This is a genomic window from Geomonas oryzisoli, from assembly GCF_018986915.1.
Lineage (GTDB): Bacteria > Desulfobacterota > Desulfuromonadia > Geobacterales > Geobacteraceae > Geomonas > Geomonas oryzisoli.
The window spans coordinates 4,388,232-4,404,188 of sequence record NZ_CP076723.1; the positions used below are offsets into that span (position 1 = coordinate 4,388,232).

17 protein-coding genes are annotated in these 15,957 nt (G+C 60.7%); 5 read left to right on the plus strand and 12 right to left on the minus strand.

From position 1 onward, the window contains the following. Positions 1–15 precede the first annotated feature (15 nt). From atpA to KP004_RS19125, 6 genes are all read right to left on the minus strand, one after another. A complete protein-coding gene (atpA, locus tag KP004_RS19100) occupies positions 16–1,524 on the minus strand; it encodes a F0F1 ATP synthase subunit alpha (protein ID WP_216799979.1) in 1,509 nt (502 codons plus the stop codon). Between the two features lie 9 nt (positions 1,525–1,533). Next, positions 1,534–2,076 (minus strand): ATP synthase F1 subunit delta, encoded by a 543-nt coding sequence (atpH, locus tag KP004_RS19105; RefSeq protein ID WP_216799980.1) that lies wholly within the window; start codon positions 2,074–2,076, stop codon positions 1,534–1,536. Beyond that, positions 2,073–2,678 (minus strand): F0F1 ATP synthase subunit B, encoded by a 606-nt coding sequence (locus KP004_RS19110; RefSeq protein ID WP_199390729.1) that lies wholly within the window; start codon positions 2,676–2,678, stop codon positions 2,073–2,075. Before KP004_RS19110 ends, atpH begins: the two co-directional genes overlap by 4 nt. 7 nt (positions 2,679–2,685) lie before the next feature. Next, positions 2,686–3,111: a F0F1 ATP synthase subunit B family protein gene (locus KP004_RS19115; protein WP_216799981.1), complete on the minus strand. Its 426-nt coding sequence runs from the start codon at positions 3,109–3,111 to the stop codon at positions 2,686–2,688. Between the two features lie 591 nt (positions 3,112–3,702). Next, entirely contained in the window at positions 3,703–4,542 is an 840-nt protein-coding gene (locus tag KP004_RS19120) for a ParB/RepB/Spo0J family partition protein (protein ID WP_216799982.1), read from the minus strand. Beyond that, entirely contained in the window at positions 4,535–5,308 is a 774-nt protein-coding gene (locus KP004_RS19125; protein WP_216799983.1) for a ParA family protein, read from the minus strand. The genes KP004_RS19120 and KP004_RS19125 overlap by 8 nt, the downstream gene beginning before the upstream one ends. Positions 5,309–5,515: 207 nt before the next feature. Between KP004_RS19125 and KP004_RS19130 the strand changes: the two genes are divergently transcribed. Further along, complete coding sequence (locus KP004_RS19130) at positions 5,516–5,767, plus strand: cytochrome c3 family protein (RefSeq protein WP_216799984.1); 252 nt, start codon at positions 5,516–5,518, stop codon at positions 5,765–5,767. A 202-nt stretch (positions 5,768–5,969) separates the two neighbouring features. On the opposite strand, the gene KP004_RS19135 is transcribed toward KP004_RS19130, so the two are convergent. Continuing rightward, entirely contained in the window at positions 5,970–6,836 is an 867-nt protein-coding gene (locus KP004_RS19135) for an IS3 family transposase (protein WP_216802408.1), read from the minus strand. Beyond that, a complete protein-coding gene (locus KP004_RS19140) occupies positions 6,821–7,120 on the minus strand; it encodes a transposase (RefSeq protein WP_216798563.1) in 300 nt (99 codons plus the stop codon). Before KP004_RS19140 ends, KP004_RS19135 begins: the two co-directional genes overlap by 16 nt. 414 nt (positions 7,121–7,534) lie before the next feature. Between KP004_RS19140 and KP004_RS19145 the strand changes: the two genes are divergently transcribed. The 3 genes from KP004_RS19145 (at position 7,535) to uvrC (ending at position 11,485) form a co-directional block, all read left to right on the plus strand. Then, a complete protein-coding gene (locus KP004_RS19145; RefSeq protein WP_216799985.1) occupies positions 7,535–8,737 on the plus strand; it encodes a c-type heme family protein in 1,203 nt (400 codons plus the stop codon). Positions 8,738–8,820: 83 nt separating this feature from the next. Then, positions 8,821–9,396 (plus strand): RNA recognition motif domain-containing protein, encoded by a 576-nt coding sequence (locus KP004_RS19150; protein WP_216799986.1) that lies wholly within the window; start codon positions 8,821–8,823, stop codon positions 9,394–9,396. Between the two features lie 253 nt (positions 9,397–9,649). Beyond that, positions 9,650–11,485, plus strand: a complete 1,836-nt coding sequence (uvrC, locus tag KP004_RS19155) for an excinuclease ABC subunit UvrC (protein ID WP_216799987.1) — start codon at positions 9,650–9,652, stop codon at positions 11,483–11,485. A gap of 240 nt (positions 11,486–11,725) precedes the next feature. On the opposite strand, the gene KP004_RS19160 is transcribed toward uvrC, so the two are convergent. The 3 genes from KP004_RS19160 to KP004_RS19170 all read right to left on the minus strand — a co-directional run bounded on the left by KP004_RS19160 (position 11,726) and on the right by KP004_RS19170 (position 14,492). Continuing rightward, entirely contained in the window at positions 11,726–12,313 is a 588-nt protein-coding gene (locus tag KP004_RS19160; protein WP_199390678.1) for a GTP-binding protein, read from the minus strand. A gap of 179 nt (positions 12,314–12,492) precedes the next feature. Then, a complete protein-coding gene (locus KP004_RS19165) occupies positions 12,493–12,984 on the minus strand; it encodes a roadblock/LC7 domain-containing protein (RefSeq protein ID WP_216799988.1) in 492 nt (163 codons plus the stop codon). A gap of 98 nt (positions 12,985–13,082) precedes the next feature. After that, the gene (locus KP004_RS19170) at positions 13,083–14,492 is read right to left on the minus strand and encodes a phosphoglucomutase/phosphomannomutase family protein (RefSeq protein WP_216799989.1); all 1,410 of its coding nucleotides are present in this window, start codon (positions 14,490–14,492) and stop codon (positions 13,083–13,085) included. A gap of 158 nt (positions 14,493–14,650) precedes the next feature. On the opposite strand from KP004_RS19170, the gene KP004_RS19175 reads away from it, so the two are divergent. Next, complete coding sequence (locus tag KP004_RS19175) at positions 14,651–15,232, plus strand: peptidylprolyl isomerase (protein ID WP_216799990.1); 582 nt, start codon at positions 14,651–14,653, stop codon at positions 15,230–15,232. 37 nt (positions 15,233–15,269) lie between these two features. On the opposite strand, the gene KP004_RS19180 is transcribed toward KP004_RS19175, so the two are convergent. After that, positions 15,270–15,947, minus strand: coding sequence for a cytochrome c biogenesis ResB family protein (locus KP004_RS19180; RefSeq protein ID WP_216802705.1), 678 nt, complete (start codon positions 15,945–15,947; stop codon positions 15,270–15,272). Positions 15,948–15,957: the final 10 nt, after the last annotated feature.

Here is a 15,957-nt window from a genome sequence, read left to right on the forward strand (position 1 = left end):
AAGTCCGTCCTTGGTTTAGGCAGTAAATTCCTTCTTGAACTCTTCGAGGCCGGCGATGATCTGAGCTTTCAGGTCGTCGTCGATGGCCTTCTTGTCGCGCAGGGTGGCGAGGACGTCCGCTTTCCTGGCGTCGAAGAATGCATAGAGTTCCTGCTCGTACTTGCCCAGCGAGTTGACCGGGTACTCGTCGACGTAGCCGTTGTTGGCGGCGAAGATGACCAGAACCTGCTTCTCGTTGGAGAGCGGCTTGTACTGCGGCTGCTTGAGGATCTCGACCAGGCGGGCACCACGAGCGAGCTGCATCTGGGTGGCCTTGTCGAGGTCGGAGCCGAACTGTGCGAACGCTGCCATCTCGCGGTACTGAGCGAGAGCCAGACGGAGGGTACCGGCAACCTGCTTCATGGACTTCATCTGGGCGGAACCGCCGACGCGGGATACGGACAGACCGACGTTAATGGCCGGGCGTACGCCGGAGTAGAACAGGTCGCTCTCCAGGTAGATCTGGCCGTCGGTGATGGAGATAACGTTGGTCGGGATGTACGCCGAAACGTCACCTGCCTGGGTCTCGATGACCGGCAGAGCGGTCAGGGAGCCTGCGCCGCACTCGTCGGATACCTTGCACGCACGCTCGAGGAGACGGCTGTGGAGGTAGAAGACGTCGCCCGGGTAAGCTTCGCGCCCCGGCGGACGACGGAGCAGCAGGGAAAGCTGGCGGTAAGCGACGGCCTGCTTGGAGAGGTCATCGTAGATGATCAGGGCGTGCTTGCCGGCGTCGCGGAAGAACTCACCCATGGTGACGCCGGTGTACGGTGCGATGAACTGCAGCGGTGCCGGCTCGGAAGCGGTAGCGGCGACGACGATGGTGTAGTCCATGGCGCCGTGCTCTTTGAGCTTGGAAACAACCTGGGCGACCGTGGAACGCTTCTGGCCGATCGCGACGTAGATGCAGACGACGTCGCCGCCCTTCTGGTTGATGATGGTGTCGATCGCGACGGCGGTCTTGCCGGTCTGGCGGTCGCCGATGATCAGCTCGCGCTGGCCACGCCCGATCGGAACCATGGAGTCGATCGCCTTGAGGCCGGTCTGCATCGGCTGGTGAACCGACTTACGCTTGACGATACCGGGGGCCTTCACTTCCACCTTACCGAAGGTGTCGGTGTTGATCGGGCCGAGGCCGTCGATCGGCTGGCCGATAGCGTTGACCACGCGGCCGACCAGGGCCTGGCCTACCGGGACCTCAACGATCCTGCCGGTACGCTTGACGCTGTCGCCTTCCTTGATCTCGGAGAACTCACCGAGGATCGCGGCGCCGACGTTGTCTTCCTCGAGGTTGAGGCACATGCCGGTGATGCCGTGCGGGAACTCGAGGAGCTCGCCTGCCATCGCCTTGTCAAGACCGTGGATACGGGCAATACCGTCACCGATGGAGATGATGGTGCCGGTTTCGGCTACCGCCACTTCCTTGCCGTACTCCTTGATCTGCTTCCTGATAATCTCGCTGATTTCTTCCGCTTTGATTTCCATAGAACCGTCTCACCCCTTCTGTAATATATCCTGAATGTTAGCTAACTGAGTCCTTACCGAGCCGTCGAATACCTTGTCGCCGATCTGCGTTACCACACCGCCGATGAGCGACGGGTCAACCACAACTTTGAGTTCAACCTTTTTCCCGGTCGACTTGGCCAGGGCGCCCTTGATCTCCTCGACTTGGGCCGCGTCCAGCGGCAAGCCGGAGGAAAGGGTCGGCCTGATCACGCCGGAGAGCTCGTCGGCGAAGACGCCGTAGTTCTCCGCGATCTGCGGCAGCACCGAGAGGCGGCCGCGCTCGAGGAGGAGCATCATCAGGTTGGAGATCATCGGGGAGATGGAGAGCTTGGCCACCAGGTCCTTGAGGATCTCTTTCTTTTCTTCGATGCCGTAGGCAGGGTTGGCGAAGATCGCCGAAAGCTCGCGGCTGTCGGTCAGGACAGTGCTGAAGCGGGACAGTTCGCTGTTGAACCCTTCCACGCTCCCTGCTTCCGAGCCAATCTGCACGAGTGCCTTGGCGTAACGTTTGGCAATAGCGTTAGTACTCAATGTAGAGTCACCACCTTGGAGATATAGTCGCCCACCAGCTTGTCCTGGTCGCCTTTTGCAATGTTCTGCTTGATCTTCTGCTCAGCCAGCTCGACCGCGAGGCGTGCTGCCTCGGCGCGGAGCTCGTCTTTCGCCTTGAGGACTTCCTGGGCCGCTGCGGCCTCGGCCTGTGCCTTGATGCGGGCGGCGGCGTCCTTGGCTTCGGCGATGATGCGCTCTTTCTCGAGCTCACCCTCGCGCTTCATGTTGGCGGAAATCACCTCGATCTCCTGGTTGGCCTGGTCCAGGCGCTGGGAGTACTCGGCGAATTTCTTCTCGGCGGCTTCCTTGGCGGCGACCGCTTCCTGCAGGGTCTTCTCGATGCCGGCGCGGCGTGCGGCCAGGGTGCCTTTCACGTCGGCCTTCTTGAGAGCCCAGACGGCGATGGCGACCAGGGCGGCGAAGTCGATGCAGCGCCACATGAAGTCCTTCATCTGTGCGGCCTGGTGGCCCCCTTCGTGTGCGGCGCCTGCGTGCTCGGCGGCCTCCTCGGCGAAACCGAGGGAAGCCAGGGCGATGATCGCGCCGACCGTGAGCAGGGAAACGATGAGCTTCTTGTTCATATGCATGCTAGAGACTCCTCCCGAGAACTTTTTCGCAGATTTCGGAGGACAGGGTCTCGGCGCTTGCGGTCAGCATGCGACGTGCCTCTTCGGCCTCCTGGGCCACCTTGGCCTTGATGGAGGAAAGGGACTCGGTAGCTTCGGCACGCGCCTTGTCGAGGATGGCGGCCTCCTGCTGCTGGGCCTCCTTCTTCAGGGCACCACGCTCGTCGGCAGCACCGGCGCGGATTTCGCGCATGCGTGCCTCGTAGCTGGCCAGCTTCTCCTGCACTTCCCTGTCGACTTCGGCGCTTTTCTGCTTCGCCCCGTTGATCTGGGCGGCGCGGTCGGCGAGCTGCTTCCTGATCGGCTTGTAGAGGAAGACGTTCAGGAGCAGTACCAGCACCAGGAAGTTCACCAGCTGGAATACAAATGCGATGTCTAAATTGATCACCAAACCACCTCTATTCGAACATTTTTAAAGGCGTATACGCCTTCAGACTGTGAATGGGTCCGCGCAAAACAGGTGATTGCTATCACATAAATGCTTTTTGTGTCAAGCGATTTATCCGTTTGAGCGAAGAATTGTATACACTTACACAAGGCCTAACTTCGGTATTTTGAGACGTCGAAGCTGTGCCAGTCGGGGTGCCGCCGGACTGTCACAAGGGCGCGAACCGAGTGTTAGCGCGGGTTTTGTAGACAGCATCGTGTATGACATTTGGAACGATGTTCGATTTGCTTCCCCATGCGGGGATGGATCTGAAACAGGTACGGCAGGTGTTACTGAGGAAAAAGGAAGAAGCGACGTCTCATCCCCCCTCCCCTCGCGGGAAGGGATTATTGGTGTCGCCACGGAACACGCTGCCACGAAGCGCGGCACGTGAACAACGTCCCCCCCTTTGCGAAGGGGGGTCAGGGGGGATTTAGCCGAGGTAGCCACAGCAACCTCGGTTGCCACTGCGTTAAATCCCCCTCAATCCCCCTTTGCAAAAGGGGGAAGCTCGATGGAGCCGGGAAAAGCGTGACGCAGGCGTGCGCGCGTCTACAGGTTCAACAGCTCCACGATGCGGGTCAGCTCCTTCATGTCGCCGAAACTGATCTCCAGTTTGCCGCCGCGCCCGGCCCGCTTCAGGGCGACTTTGGCGGCGAAGTGGCGCTGCATGCGGTCAACGAGGTCCTTCTGGTCCGGATCGAGCGAAGGCTTGGCGGCCTTCTTGGGCGGCCCCGCCTTCTTGCGCTTCACCAGCGCCTCGGTCTCGCGCACCGACAGGTGCCCCTTGACGATCTCGTCGCGCACCGCCTTCTGCTCCTCGACGTCCTCGAGGGTCAACAGGGCGCGGGCGTGCCCCATGGAGATGCGGTCCTCGGCCACGTCGCGCTTGATCTCGGCGGGAAGACGCAAAAGACGCAGGGCGTTGGCGATGGTGGAACGCTCCTTACCCACCCTCTTGGCGAGCTCCTCCTGGGACAGGGAAAACCGTTCCAGGAGCGCGTGGTAGGCCTCGGCCTCCTCGACCGCGTTCAGGTCCTCGCGCTGGATGTTCTCGATGAGCGCCATCTCCAGAGCGGTCTCCTCGGAGACGTCCTGGATGACGACCGGTACTTCCCTCAGACCCGCTTTCTGGGCGGCGCGCCAGCGCCGCTCGCCGGCGATCAGCTCGTAATGGCCGGCCTTCTTGACCACCACCAGGGGCTGGATGATCCCTTTTTCCTTGATGGAGGCGGCCAGCTCCTCGAGCTTCTCGTTGACGAAGGTCTTGCGGGGCTGTTCCTTGTTGGGCTTTATGTCTTCGATGGGGCAGGAGAAGTATTTCTTGCCGTGATCCTCCACGACCGGGAGCAGCGCCCCCATCCCCTTGCCCAGACCCATTTTTTTAACCATGCGACACCTCGCGCGCGATGAGTTCCTTGGCCAGATCCATGTAGCTGGTCGCCCCCTTGGAGGTGATGTCGTACAGGCAGATCGGCTTGCCGTGCGACGGCGCCTCGGACAGCCTCACGTTCCTCGGGATCACGGTCTGCAAGGTCTCCTTGGGGAAGTGGGCGCGCATCTCCTCGCCTACCTGGCGCGACAGGTTGTTCCTGGCGTCAAACATGGTGAGCAGGATCCCCTCGATGGAGAGCGACTTGTTCAGCCCCTGCTGGATCAGGTTGATGGTTTTGAGTATCTGCGAAAGCCCTTCCATGGCGTAGAACTCACACTGCAGCGGAATCAGTACGGAATTCGCCGCGGTCATCGCGTTGATGGTGAGGAGGTTCAGCGAAGGGGGGCAGTCGATGAAGATGTAGTCGTAGGAGTCGGAGAGCGAGGTCAGGATCTTCTTCAGCTTCCTCTCGCGGTCGGTGACGCTCACCAGTTCCAGCTCGGCGCCGGCGAGGTCGGAGGTTGCCGGCAAGAGGTGCAGGTAGGGGAGTTCCGTCTTCAACACGATGCGCGACGCCGGTGCATCGTCGATGAGGGCATCGTAGATGCTTTCCTCGAGGACGTCCTTGTCGGCGCCCACGCCGCTTCCGGCGTTCCCCTGCGGATCCATGTCCACCAGGAGCACGCGGCGTTCGGCCACAGCCAGCGAGGCCGACAGGTTCACGGCCGTCGTGGTCTTGCCCACCCCACCCTTTTGATTCGCCACACAGATGATCTTAGCCATAGTCTCTTCTCGATTTGTGAATGATCCGAGTGTTACCGAAAATGCAAAGCAGGGAAAATTACCATACTGCCGGAGCTATGAAAAGTGTTTTCTCGGACAACGCAGCTATGCGTTCCTTGACTTAGGTCAAGGCGCCTTGACCGGCGGCGGTTTATGCTGGCGGCGCTGAATCAGATGGTAACCCGATATCGTGGAAGGAGTCCCCGCATGAAGAAAACGCTTTTGGTCCTGTCGCTGCTGCTCGCCGCCCCCGCCGCCTATGGCTTTGAGTGCAACGTCTGTCATAGCAAGAACCCGGCGATGGTGAAGATGCACAAGGCCCTGAAAGGAAGGAACTGCTTCGACTGCCACAAGATGGGCGAGAAGCTGATGGGCAAGGGTATCCCCAAAGACAAGGCCGCCCAGATCAAGCGGCGCGAGACGGAAGAGATCTGCTTCGAGTGCCACAAAAAGAACTGACGGACGTTCTAAGTTCTACGTTCCAGGTTCTACGTTGAACCCAGCACCTGTGCCCCATCCGCCCTCTCCTGCGGATGGGGCTTTTTTTGTCCCGCGTTCTATGGGTGGTTGGGACGAGAAGCCTCCCCCTGGAGGGGGGAGGTTGGAGGGGGGCTTCGGAGGCAGTGGCCTATCTTCGCAATAGAGGACACGTTAGAAACCCTTATGCTGCCATCTTCAACTCCTGCTGCTCGAACTCTTCTGGGGAGCAATAGCCGATGGCAGAGTGTAGCCTCTTGCGATTGTAAAAACCTTCGATGTAGCAAAAGATCCGGCTTTGCGCCTCCTGCCGGGTTTTGAAGGAGCAGTGGTAAACCAATTCTCTCTTCAGTGTCGAGAAGAATGTCTCCGTCACAGCGTTGTCGTAGCAGCATCCGGTGCCGCTCATGCTTTGTACGCCGCCAGCTTTGCTGATCGTGGTACCGAAGCGCTTACTGCAGTACTGCGAACCGCGATCGCTGTGGAAGATGAAGCCAGCTCCTGGCCGACGCTTCACCGCTGCATTGGCAAAAGCCGTTACAACCAGGTCGTCTGTCATTCGGTCGCTCATGCTCCAGCCAACGATCCGGCGGGAGAAGAGATCCAGCACGACTGCCAGGTACAACCAGCCCTGGGCAGTCTCGATGTACGTGATGTCACCAGTCCAAACCTGATTAGGGGCTGGAGCAGAGAAATTCCGCTGTAAAAGGTTTGGCGCGACAGGACGTTTGTGATCCGAGTTCGTGGTGACTTTGAATCGCCGCTTAGTCTTCACTCGCAGATCATTTTCACGCATCAGGCGCCAGACGCGGTTCTTTCCGACGTACTTTTGTTGCTTTTGCAGCTCTTTGACTACTCGTACTGCACCGTACGTCTTGTCGCTGTCGTGAAAGGCTTTTTTGATAGCTGGTAGCAGTGCCTGGTCTTCACGCTGCCGCTTGGTTACCCGGCCGGCTGCATGGGCGTAGTACCAACTCCGAGTCACTCCAAGAACTCGGCACATCTCCTGAACTCCGAATTCGGAGCGGTGCTCGGTTATGAACCCGAATATCGATTCGGATCCGTCGAGAAGATGGCCACTGCTTTTTTTAGGATTTCACGCTCGCGCAGTAGCCTCTCGTTCTCTTTACGCAGGTGCTTCAGTTCGGCTTCAACTGATGCATGCTTAACTTTTACAGGATCTTGTTGGTCCCGATGTTTCTGGACCCACCCTTTGAGAACCCCATGGGTGATCCCTAGGCTGCTCTCTACCTCACGGATGGTACGGCCTTCATCAATGACTAACTTGATCGCTTCTCGTTTAAACTCTGAATCGTACTTGCGATTCGATCTCATGACACACCCTCCTAGCTCGTTAGGATATATGGTGTGTCCTCAAAAGTGAAGATAGCTCACAGCCATCTACCCCCTCCCTGTCCCTCCCCCTCCGGGGGCGGGGACGCTCCGGACTTGTCCACCGTAGCCTTGGCGAAGGGATTTGATCTCGCTTCCAAGGTCCGCCTTGGGAACGCAAAGCTTTTCAGAAGCTCAAGCTTCCCTCGGATTCATAGCTGGAGCTTTGCGTCATATGGGGTTCCCAAGCTGGAGCTTGGGAACCAGGGACAGGCAAAAGCCCCCCTCCCTGTCCCTCCCCCTCCGGGGGCGGGAACGCTCCGGACTTGTCCACCGTAGCCTTGTTGAAGGTGGATTGCACCTTCTACCTCCTCCGCTATAATTTCCCCTTCAGTGCTATGAATTCCAGGAGGATGCATGACCCGCCCGGCAGATTTCTCCATCCGCACCAAGTTCTTCGGCCTGATGTCCCTACTCCTGATCGCCCTCCTGCTCGCCTCCGGCATGTTCCTGTACCAGCGCCAGAAAAACTTCGTGCTCCGCTTCGCGGTGGACAACGCCCGCAGCTTCGCGACGCAGCTCATCGAGACCCGCGAGTACATGTCCTCGGTGGTGAAAAACGAACCGGAAACGAACTACAGCCTGGTCCCGCAGGTGGTGGCGACCCAGGTGGCCAAGCGTGTCACCCAGAACAGCAAGTTCTACGTGCGCCAGGTGTCGCTGCGCTACCGCAACCCGGAAAACCGCCCGGACGGCTACGAGGCGGCGCAACTGCAGAAGTTCATCAAGAACCCCACCGCGGAAAGCTACGACATCGTACAAAGCGGCGACACCAGCTTCTTCCGTTACCTGCAGCCGATGCGCGCCACTCCCTCCTGCCTGGGGTGCCACGGCAGCTACGACAGCGCACCCGACTTCGTGAAGAAGCGCTTCCCGCCCGGCCACTATTCCTACAACTACAAGGTTGGCGAGGTGATCGGTGCGGTATCGGTGAGCATCCCGGTTAAGGACCTGTACGCCCAGTTGGGGGCCAACTTCAAACTCGACCTGCTGGCCCGCGCACTGGTGTACCTCATCGTCACGGTGGTTATGGGAATCATCATGAGCCGACAGATCATCACGCCGGTGAAGCTCCTTTCGGACCGGATCATCGACGTCACACGGACCGGCAACTACCAGGAAAAACTCCCCCAGAAAAGCCGCGACGAGATCGGCATGCTCATCGCCGCCTTCAACGACATGATGGAGGAACTCTCCCATCGCACGGTCCAGTCCCGCGAGGCGGACGAGCGCTACCGCCGCTTCATCGAGGTCGCCGCCTCGGCGGTGGTGACCTTCTTGAAGGACGGCAAGATGGTGATCGTCAACGAGAAGGCGGAGGCGCTCTTCGGCCGGAACCGGCAGATGCTGCTCGGCGAATCGATCTTCGATTTCCTGGAACAGGGGGATGAACTGCGGCAGCGGATCGAACAGCCCGGCGAGTTCAAGGAGGAGACCACGCGGCAGCGGGTGATCAGTGCGGCCGGCAAGCCGGTCACCGTCGAAATGGTCGTTTCCGCTTCCAAGGCAGACCGGGAGCCGCTCTACACTGCCATCCTCCGGGAGCGTAACGGCGGCTAAGGCAGCGGAGGGAGAGAAAGTTTTGCTGTGCCGCCGCGTGTTGTGCTAGAGTGTGCCGACAAAATCAAGGAGAGTTAGATTCCATGGCAAAAGCAGGTAAAGAACTTTACGTAGGCAGCCTGTCCTACGATGTCACCGAATACGAGTTGCAGAAGCTGTTCGCCGTTTCCGGCACGGTCACCTCGATGCACCTGATTAGGGATCCGGAAACCGGCCAGTTCAAGGGATGCGGCTACGTCAGGATGTCCACAGAGGCCGAGGCGCGGGATGCCATTGACTCTCTGGACGGCGCCTGGCTCATCGACAAGCACATCACCGTATCCTACGCCAACCCGCAGAAGATGAAGGCGGGCGGTGGCGGCGCCAAGGGCGTCCCGAGGTGGCAGATCGAGGCGGCGGAGAAAAAGGCAGCAGAGAAGAAAGCAGCGGCGGCAGCAGCAGCCAAACCTGCAGCCAAACCGGCAACCAAACCGGCGGCCAAACCGGCGGCAAAGGCAGCCAAGCCGACGGCGAGTGCGGCCGCGAAGCCGGCCGCCAGACCGGCCACAGCAAAAACGGGAGCGGCCAGACCGGCAGGGGCCGGAAGACCCGCTGGTGCAAAACCGGCATCGCGTCCCGGCGGCGCCGCCAAGCCCGGCAACAGGACCGGCAAGCGCTAGCCATCATCACCCGTCAACCTCTCCCTCCCCCGGAGGGGGAGGGCTGGGGAGGGGGAAAGCCTTAACCGCCCCTACCCCCCCCTACCCCCTACCCCCCCCCCTCCCAACCTCCCCCTCCGGGGGGAGGAGCTGAAGCCTTCCACAACAAAAAGCAAATCCCCCTAAATCCCCCTTCGCAAAGGGGGACTTCAAACAATGCTCCTTAAAACAACGCACCTTCCCTTCTAACCAGCAACCGTCTATACTACGCCTCATGATAACCCAGGAGATGATCAAGAACTTCCCTACCTCCCCCGGCGTCTACCTTATGAAGACCTCGGACGGCACCGTCATCTACGTCGGCAAGGCGCGCAACCTGAGAAACCGCGTACGCGCCTACGTCGGCGACACCCGCGACTCCCGCGTCCACATCCGTTTCATGGTGCAGCTGGTCGAGGCGGTCGACTACCTGGTCACCGACACCGAAAAGGAAGCGCTGATCCTCGAGAACACGCTGATCAAGCAGCACCGCCCGAAGTACAACATCAACCTGCGCGACGACAAGACCTACTTCTCGCTGCGCATGGACATGAAGGAAGAGTTCCCGCGCCTGTCGCTGGTAAGAAAGATCCCCTCTGATGGCGCGCGCTACTTCGGCCCCTACTCTTCTGCCACCGCCGCCAAGGAGGTGCTGAAGCAGCTTTACAAGATGTTCCCGCTGCGCCACTACCCGCTGGCGACCTGCATGGCGCGCAAACGCCCCTGCCTGTACCACCAGATCAAGCAATGCTCGGCCCCCTGCTGCGGGCTGATCACCAAAGAGGAATACGCGGCCCTCGCCGAGGGGGCGGCGCTGTTCCTGGAGGGCAAGAACACCGAGATCGCCCGCCTCTACCGCGCCAAGATGAACCAGGCATCCCAGGAGATGCGCTACGAGGACGCGGCCCGCTACCGCGACCTGGTGCGCGCCATCGAGGTGACCGTGGAGCGCCAGAAGATGGTGGCACAGGGTGGCGACAGCGACGTGTTCGGCGTGCATCGCGAGGGGGACCAGATGCAGATCGCCCTCTTGCATATCCGCGGCGGCACGGTGACCGGCGGCCGGACCTTCCTCTTCGATTGGGAGCTGGAGACCGAGGAGGGGCTGGCCTCGTTCCTGAACGAGTACTACGACCTTGATGCCCCGCTTCCCCCGCAGGTGCTGATCCCGTTCCCCATCCCGGAGCCGGGGCCGCTCGAAGAGCTTCTCTCCGAGAAAGCGGGCAAGAAGGTGATCATTGCCGCCCCGCAGCGCGGTCCCAAGCTGGAGATGGTGAAGCTGGCCCAGAAGAACGCGGAGACGGCGGCTCAGGAACGGCTGGCCAAGGAGGGCTCATCCGCCACACTCTTGACCGAACTTGCCGAGAAGCTGCATCTCTCCCGCACGCCGAGGAGGATCGAGTGCTACGACATCTCTAACATCCAGGGGGAGATGGCGGTCGGGAGCCGGGTGGTCTTCATCGACGGCAAGGCCGACAAGAACCTGTACCGGCGCTACCGGATCAAGGGAGTGCTCCAGTCCGACGACTTCGCCATGATGCGCGAGGTGCTGTCGCGCCGGTTCAAGGCGGAGACTACCGAGGAACAGCCCGACCTGATCGTAGTGGACGGCGGCCTCGGGCAGTTGGGCGTACTGAACGCGGTACTGGACGAACTGGGTGTGACCGGGGTGGAGGCGGCGGGCCTGGCCAAGAGCCGCACCTTCAGAGACATGGAAAGCGAGGAGATCTCGAAGAGCGACGAGCGGGTGTTCCGCCCAGGACGCAAGAACCCGATCACGCTCCGGCAGAGTTCGGCGCCGCTGTTGCTTTTGGCGCGCATCAGGGACGAGGCTCACCGCTTCGCCGTCACCTACCACAAGGCCGTGCGAAGCAAGGTCCTGACCGGATCTTCACTGGACCAGGTGCCGGGGATCGGCGCCAAGAGGAAGAAGGCACTGTTGAAGCACTTCGGAAGTTTAAGGGGGGTGCAGGGGGCGACGCTGGAGGAACTTAAAGCGGCGCCGGGGATGACGGAGAGCGCAGCGAAGGCGTTGTGGGAACACCTCCACCAGGGGACAGAAGACGCCTAGATCACCTCTCTCAGCCGAGTGCCCTCTCGCAAAGGGCGAGGGGTGACAACCGAAGCAGATGCCGCTAGCTCCTCCCCCCGGAGGGGGGAGGCTGGGAGGGGGGAAGATCCTTTGGCCCCTCTTCCCCCTCCCCAACCCTCCCCCTCCGGAGGAGGGAGCTAGCGACCACTAAAAAGGGGGCGCCGGTTTATCCGGCGCCCCCTTCTCTTTATCTTGTCACCACCGTACTGGCGGCTTGTGCTATTTCCCTTTCTTCAGGTCGAACAGGATCAGCTTGGCGATCGCCTTCAGCGTCTCGAAGACCCCTTCGCCGGTGGTGGCGCAGGCTTCGAAATCGGGAACGTTGGTCGGGTTCAGCTCGCGACGCAGCTCCTCGACGCTGACCACGTTGGGAAGGTCCCGCTTGTTGTACTGGACCACGTACGGGATCTTGTCGAGGTCGTACCCCTGCTCGATCAGGTTGATGCGCAGGTTCTCAACGCTCTCGATGTTGGCGTCCATGCGCTCTTCCTGGGAGTCGGCCACGAAGACCACGCCGTCCACACCCTTCAGGATCAGCTTACGGGAAGCGTCATAGAAGACCTGTCCGGGGACGGTGTACAGGTGGAAGCGCGTCTTGAAGCCGCGGATCTCGCCCAGGGCCAGGGGGAGGAAGTCGAAGAAAAGGGTACGCTCGGTCTCGGTCGCGAGACTGATCATCTTCCCTTTCGCATCGGCAGCCGTTTTTTGGTAGACGTACTGAAGGTTGGTGGTCTTGCCGCAGAGACCCGGGCCGTAGTAGACGATCTTGCAGTTTATTTCGCGCGAAGCGTAGTTGATGAAAGACATCCTACATTACCTCTTGTAATTGATGCATTGCATTGTCTATCTGCATCTGACCAGTTACTTTGTCCCCTTCCCCCCGGGCGGGGGACGTTAGGGGCAGCGTCCTCCCCCCCGTCCCCTCCTGTCTTCGTGGACCGCAGCGCTTGTGCGCCCAGGCCTGTCAAGAAAAGGGGGAGAGCCAACTAGCTGAACAGGTTGTCGATATCGTCGTCGGTGATCTCGGCGAAGGGGAACTCGCTGTCGCCGCTCTTCTCCTTCTCCTCGTTCTTCTGCAGCAGGCGGTTGAAGATGGCGGTCAGTTCCTCGGAGGCCTTCTTCACGCGCAGACGAACCAGCCCCAGGGAAGAGCGGGTATCGAAGAGCACCACCAGGATGACGCGGCCGGCGACGATGGAGATGTGCAGGTTGTCCTTCTCACCCTCGTGGAAGAGGATGGAGAACTCTTTTTCCCCGATCAGCTTGGCGAGACCGCCCGTGGCGGCGATGTTGCCGGCGGTGAGCGAGGCGAGCGAGGTGGTGTCGAAGCGCTCGGTTTCGCCGCAACCGGTGATCAGCTGGCCGTTCTTGTCCACCAGAAAGATCACCTTGGCGTTAGCCTCGCGCAGCAGCTTGTCGAGCGCGACGTTTATCTGTTTGAATTCCTCATCGTACATAATCAACTGAGGATTCGACATGGATGTCTCCTTGGTGGGGGGTACTTTTTCCGCGAAGCTTATTCTATAACAGAAGCGTTACGCCATTTCAAGGTAATTGCCTTAGCGATAACCGCTCCTTACACGCTCGCTATGCTGCGCGCGGCCTCCAGAAGGAGCGCGACCTTCGCCGGATCCCCCGCCTCGCTGTACAGCCTGAGCACCGGCTCCGTGCCCGAGGGACGGATCAACAGCCAGGCGCCGTCCTCGAAAATGAACTTGAAGCCGTCGCTGAAATTGTGGCGCGCCACAGTGAACCCGGCGATGCTGGTGATGCCCCCAGCCTTCATCCGCTCCAGTAACTGCTGCTTCGCCTGCGCGTCGATTGGGAGGTCGATGCGGGAGTAGTGGAAGTGCCCGATCTCGTCCATGGTCTCCTCGAGCAGAGCCCGTAGTCCCTTGCCGCTCATGGCCATCGCCTCCAGGAGCAGGAGCGCCATCAAGATGCCGTCGCGTTCCGGGATATGCCCCTTCACCCCAAGGCCGCCGGACTCCTCCCCGCCCATCAGGATGTCGTTCTCCAGCATCATCTCGCAGATATGCTTGAAACCGATCTGGGTCTCGAAGAGCTCAAGGCCGAACTTTTCCGCCAGGAGGTCGATCATCTGCGTGGTGGAGACGGTCTTGACCACGGCGCCGCGCACCCCTTTCCTTTCGTAGAGGTGGCGCAAGAGCACGGTGAAGATGCAGTGCGAGGAGAAGAATTCGCCGGTCTCGTCGACGGCGCCGATCCGGTCGGCATCGCCGTCCAGCGCCAGTCCTACCTGGAACTTGCCTGCCTGAACCAGTGTCGCCAGCTCGACCAGGTGCTCGGCGATCGGCTCGGGGGGATGCCCGCCGAAGGAGGGATTCTCCGACCCGTGGATCTCCTCGACCCCCGGGACCAGCAGCGGCAGCAGCCCGGAACCGGCGCCGAACATCGGGTCGGCGACGGCCTTGATGCCGGCGGAACGGATCCGCTCCAGGTCGACGTAGCGCCCCAACTGGGCCAGGTACGGGGCCGTGGCATCGAAGAGTTCCACCTGCCCCGCCGCCACGGCCTCGGCCAGTGCCAGCGCCTGCACCGGACGGGATGCCGCCTGGTTCTCAGCCACCATCTTCTCCAGCACCTTGGTCGTGGAAGGACGTGCTGAACCGCCAAACGATTCCTTCACCTTGAAGCCGTTGTAGCGCGGCGGGTTGTGGCTCGCGGTGATCATGACGCCGGCCCCGGCTTTCTTCTCGTGAACCGCCCAGGAAACGGCGGGGGTGGGTGCGTATCCATCGGAGAGCCAGGTCTTGATCCCATTGCCGGCCGCAATGGTGGCAACGCGTTCGGCGAACTCCCTGGAAAGGAAGCGGCGGTCGTAGCCGATCACCAGGCCTTGTCCCGCAAGCCCCTCGTTATGCAGATAATCCATGGTGGCCTGCGCCACCAGCGACAGATTTTCAAAGGTAAAGGTGTCGGCGATGACGCCGCGCCACCCGTCGGTACCGAATTGTATCTGCAAGTGCAATCCTCCATAAACGTTAATGATTGGGCATTTTCCACGGCGGCACCTGATCTGTCAACCCTTAGTTGCCGGAAAGGCTCCGAAGTGGTTGACCGCGGGCAGGGATTGGCTTATAAGGGTGCAACGATTACCAATCCCAGTGGAGGTACGAAAACATGCTGAAAAGATTCATCTACGCTCTGATCCTGGGGCTCTTCCTTGCGGGCGGCGCCATCGCTGCCGAGACGAAGAACCCGGTGGTGCTGATCGAGACCAACCAGGGCAACGTGAAGGTCGAGCTGTTCCAGAAGGAAGCGCCGATTTCTGTTAAGAACTTCCTCGACTATGCGAACAGCGGCTTTTACAACGGGACCATCTTCCACCGCGTCATCCGCAACTTCATGATCCAGGGCGGAGGCTTCGGCCAGGACCTCAATCCCAAGCCGACCAAGGCCATGATCAAGAACGAGGCATCCAACGGCCTCAAGAACGATCGCGGCACCCTCGCCATGGCCCGCACCATGGTGGTCGACTCCGCCACCGCGCAGTTCTTCATCAACGTGGTGAACAACGACTTCCTGAACCACAAGCCCGGCGGCGGGCAGATCGGGTACGGCTATGCCGTGTTCGGCAAGGTGATCGAGGGGATGAACGTGGTCGACAAGATCGCGACCACCCCCACCGGCCGCGGCGCCAACGGTATGCCGGACGTTCCGCAGACCCCGATGATCATCAAGAGCGTCAAAGTCCTCCAGTAATGTAAAAAGGGGCGCCTCGCGGCGCCCCTTTCCTTTTTCATCTCCCCTTGCGCTGCGCCAGCAGCATCAGGTTCCCCACCGTGAAAATCAAGGCACCTATGAAAGCCGTCAAGGCGCCGGGCTCCTTGTGCACCTCGAAGAGCGCCACCGGCACCGGGCTGAGCGCCACGTCCTTCACATAGATGCCGTACCCCTTGTGGAAGAACGGCTGGTTGGGCTGCACGGAGTGCAGACCATCCGAGAGCCTCAGGTCGGCGCGGTAGCCGCTCATCATCCCCATCGGGCCTACCTGTCCCGTGATCCTCTCCACCACGACCCGCTCGCCGTCAGGGAAGCCGAAGGAGTCGCCCTGCGGCAGTTGCATCTGCTGCTTGAAACCGCCGTAGGCGGAAAGTAAGTGCGCCAGAACGATGAGCAGGAAGCCCGCGTGCATCAGGTGCGGCGCCACGCTGCGCCCTTTTCTTCTCAGCGCGTCGACGAAGCAGACGAGGGCATTGACGAAAAGGACCGCGATGCAGGCCACGCAAAGCCACAGCCACCAGGAGTAGCCCAAGGGCGCGCGCTGCAGCCAGAAGAGGAGCGGCATGTCGTTGAGACCGCCCTGTTCGGAACTGGCGCTGGAGAAGGAGCCCAGGGCCAGGGTGACCATCACCCCGGTCATGAGCCAGAGGCCAAGGTTGAGGGAGGTTAGTCTAGAATAGATGGCTTTCAGCACTTTCACGCTC

Excerpts from the sequence above, each read along its gene's own strand:
- KP004_RS19160 (WP_199390678.1), bottom strand. The coding sequence starts at position 12,313 with ATGTCTTTCATCAACTACGCTTCGCGCGAAATAAACTGCAAGATCGTC.
- KP004_RS19165 (WP_216799988.1), bottom strand. The coding sequence starts at position 12,984 with ATGTCGAATCCTCAGTTGATTATGTACGATGAGGAATTCAAACAGATA.
- KP004_RS19120 (WP_216799982.1), bottom strand. The coding sequence starts at position 4,542 with ATGGTTAAAAAAATGGGTCTGGGCAAGGGGATGGGGGCGCTGCTCCCG.
- KP004_RS19150 (WP_216799986.1), top strand. The coding sequence starts at position 8,821 with ATGGCAAAAGCAGGTAAAGAACTTTACGTAGGCAGCCTGTCCTACGAT.
- KP004_RS19145 (WP_216799985.1), top strand. The coding sequence starts at position 7,535 with ATGACCCGCCCGGCAGATTTCTCCATCCGCACCAAGTTCTTCGGCCTG.
- uvrC (WP_216799987.1), top strand. The coding sequence starts at position 9,650 with ATGATAACCCAGGAGATGATCAAGAACTTCCCTACCTCCCCCGGCGTC.
- KP004_RS19140 (WP_216798563.1), bottom strand. The coding sequence starts at position 7,120 with ATGAGATCGAATCGCAAGTACGATTCAGAGTTTAAACGAGAAGCGATC.
- KP004_RS19175 (WP_216799990.1), top strand. The coding sequence starts at position 14,651 with ATGCTGAAAAGATTCATCTACGCTCTGATCCTGGGGCTCTTCCTTGCG.
- KP004_RS19110 (WP_199390729.1), bottom strand. The coding sequence starts at position 2,678 with ATGAACAAGAAGCTCATCGTTTCCCTGCTCACGGTCGGCGCGATCATC.
- atpA (WP_216799979.1), bottom strand. The coding sequence starts at position 1,524 with ATGGAAATCAAAGCGGAAGAAATCAGCGAGATTATCAGGAAGCAGATC.
- KP004_RS19125 (WP_216799983.1), bottom strand. The coding sequence starts at position 5,308 with ATGGCTAAGATCATCTGTGTGGCGAATCAAAAGGGTGGGGTGGGCAAG.
- KP004_RS19130 (WP_216799984.1), top strand. The coding sequence starts at position 5,516 with ATGAAGAAAACGCTTTTGGTCCTGTCGCTGCTGCTCGCCGCCCCCGCC.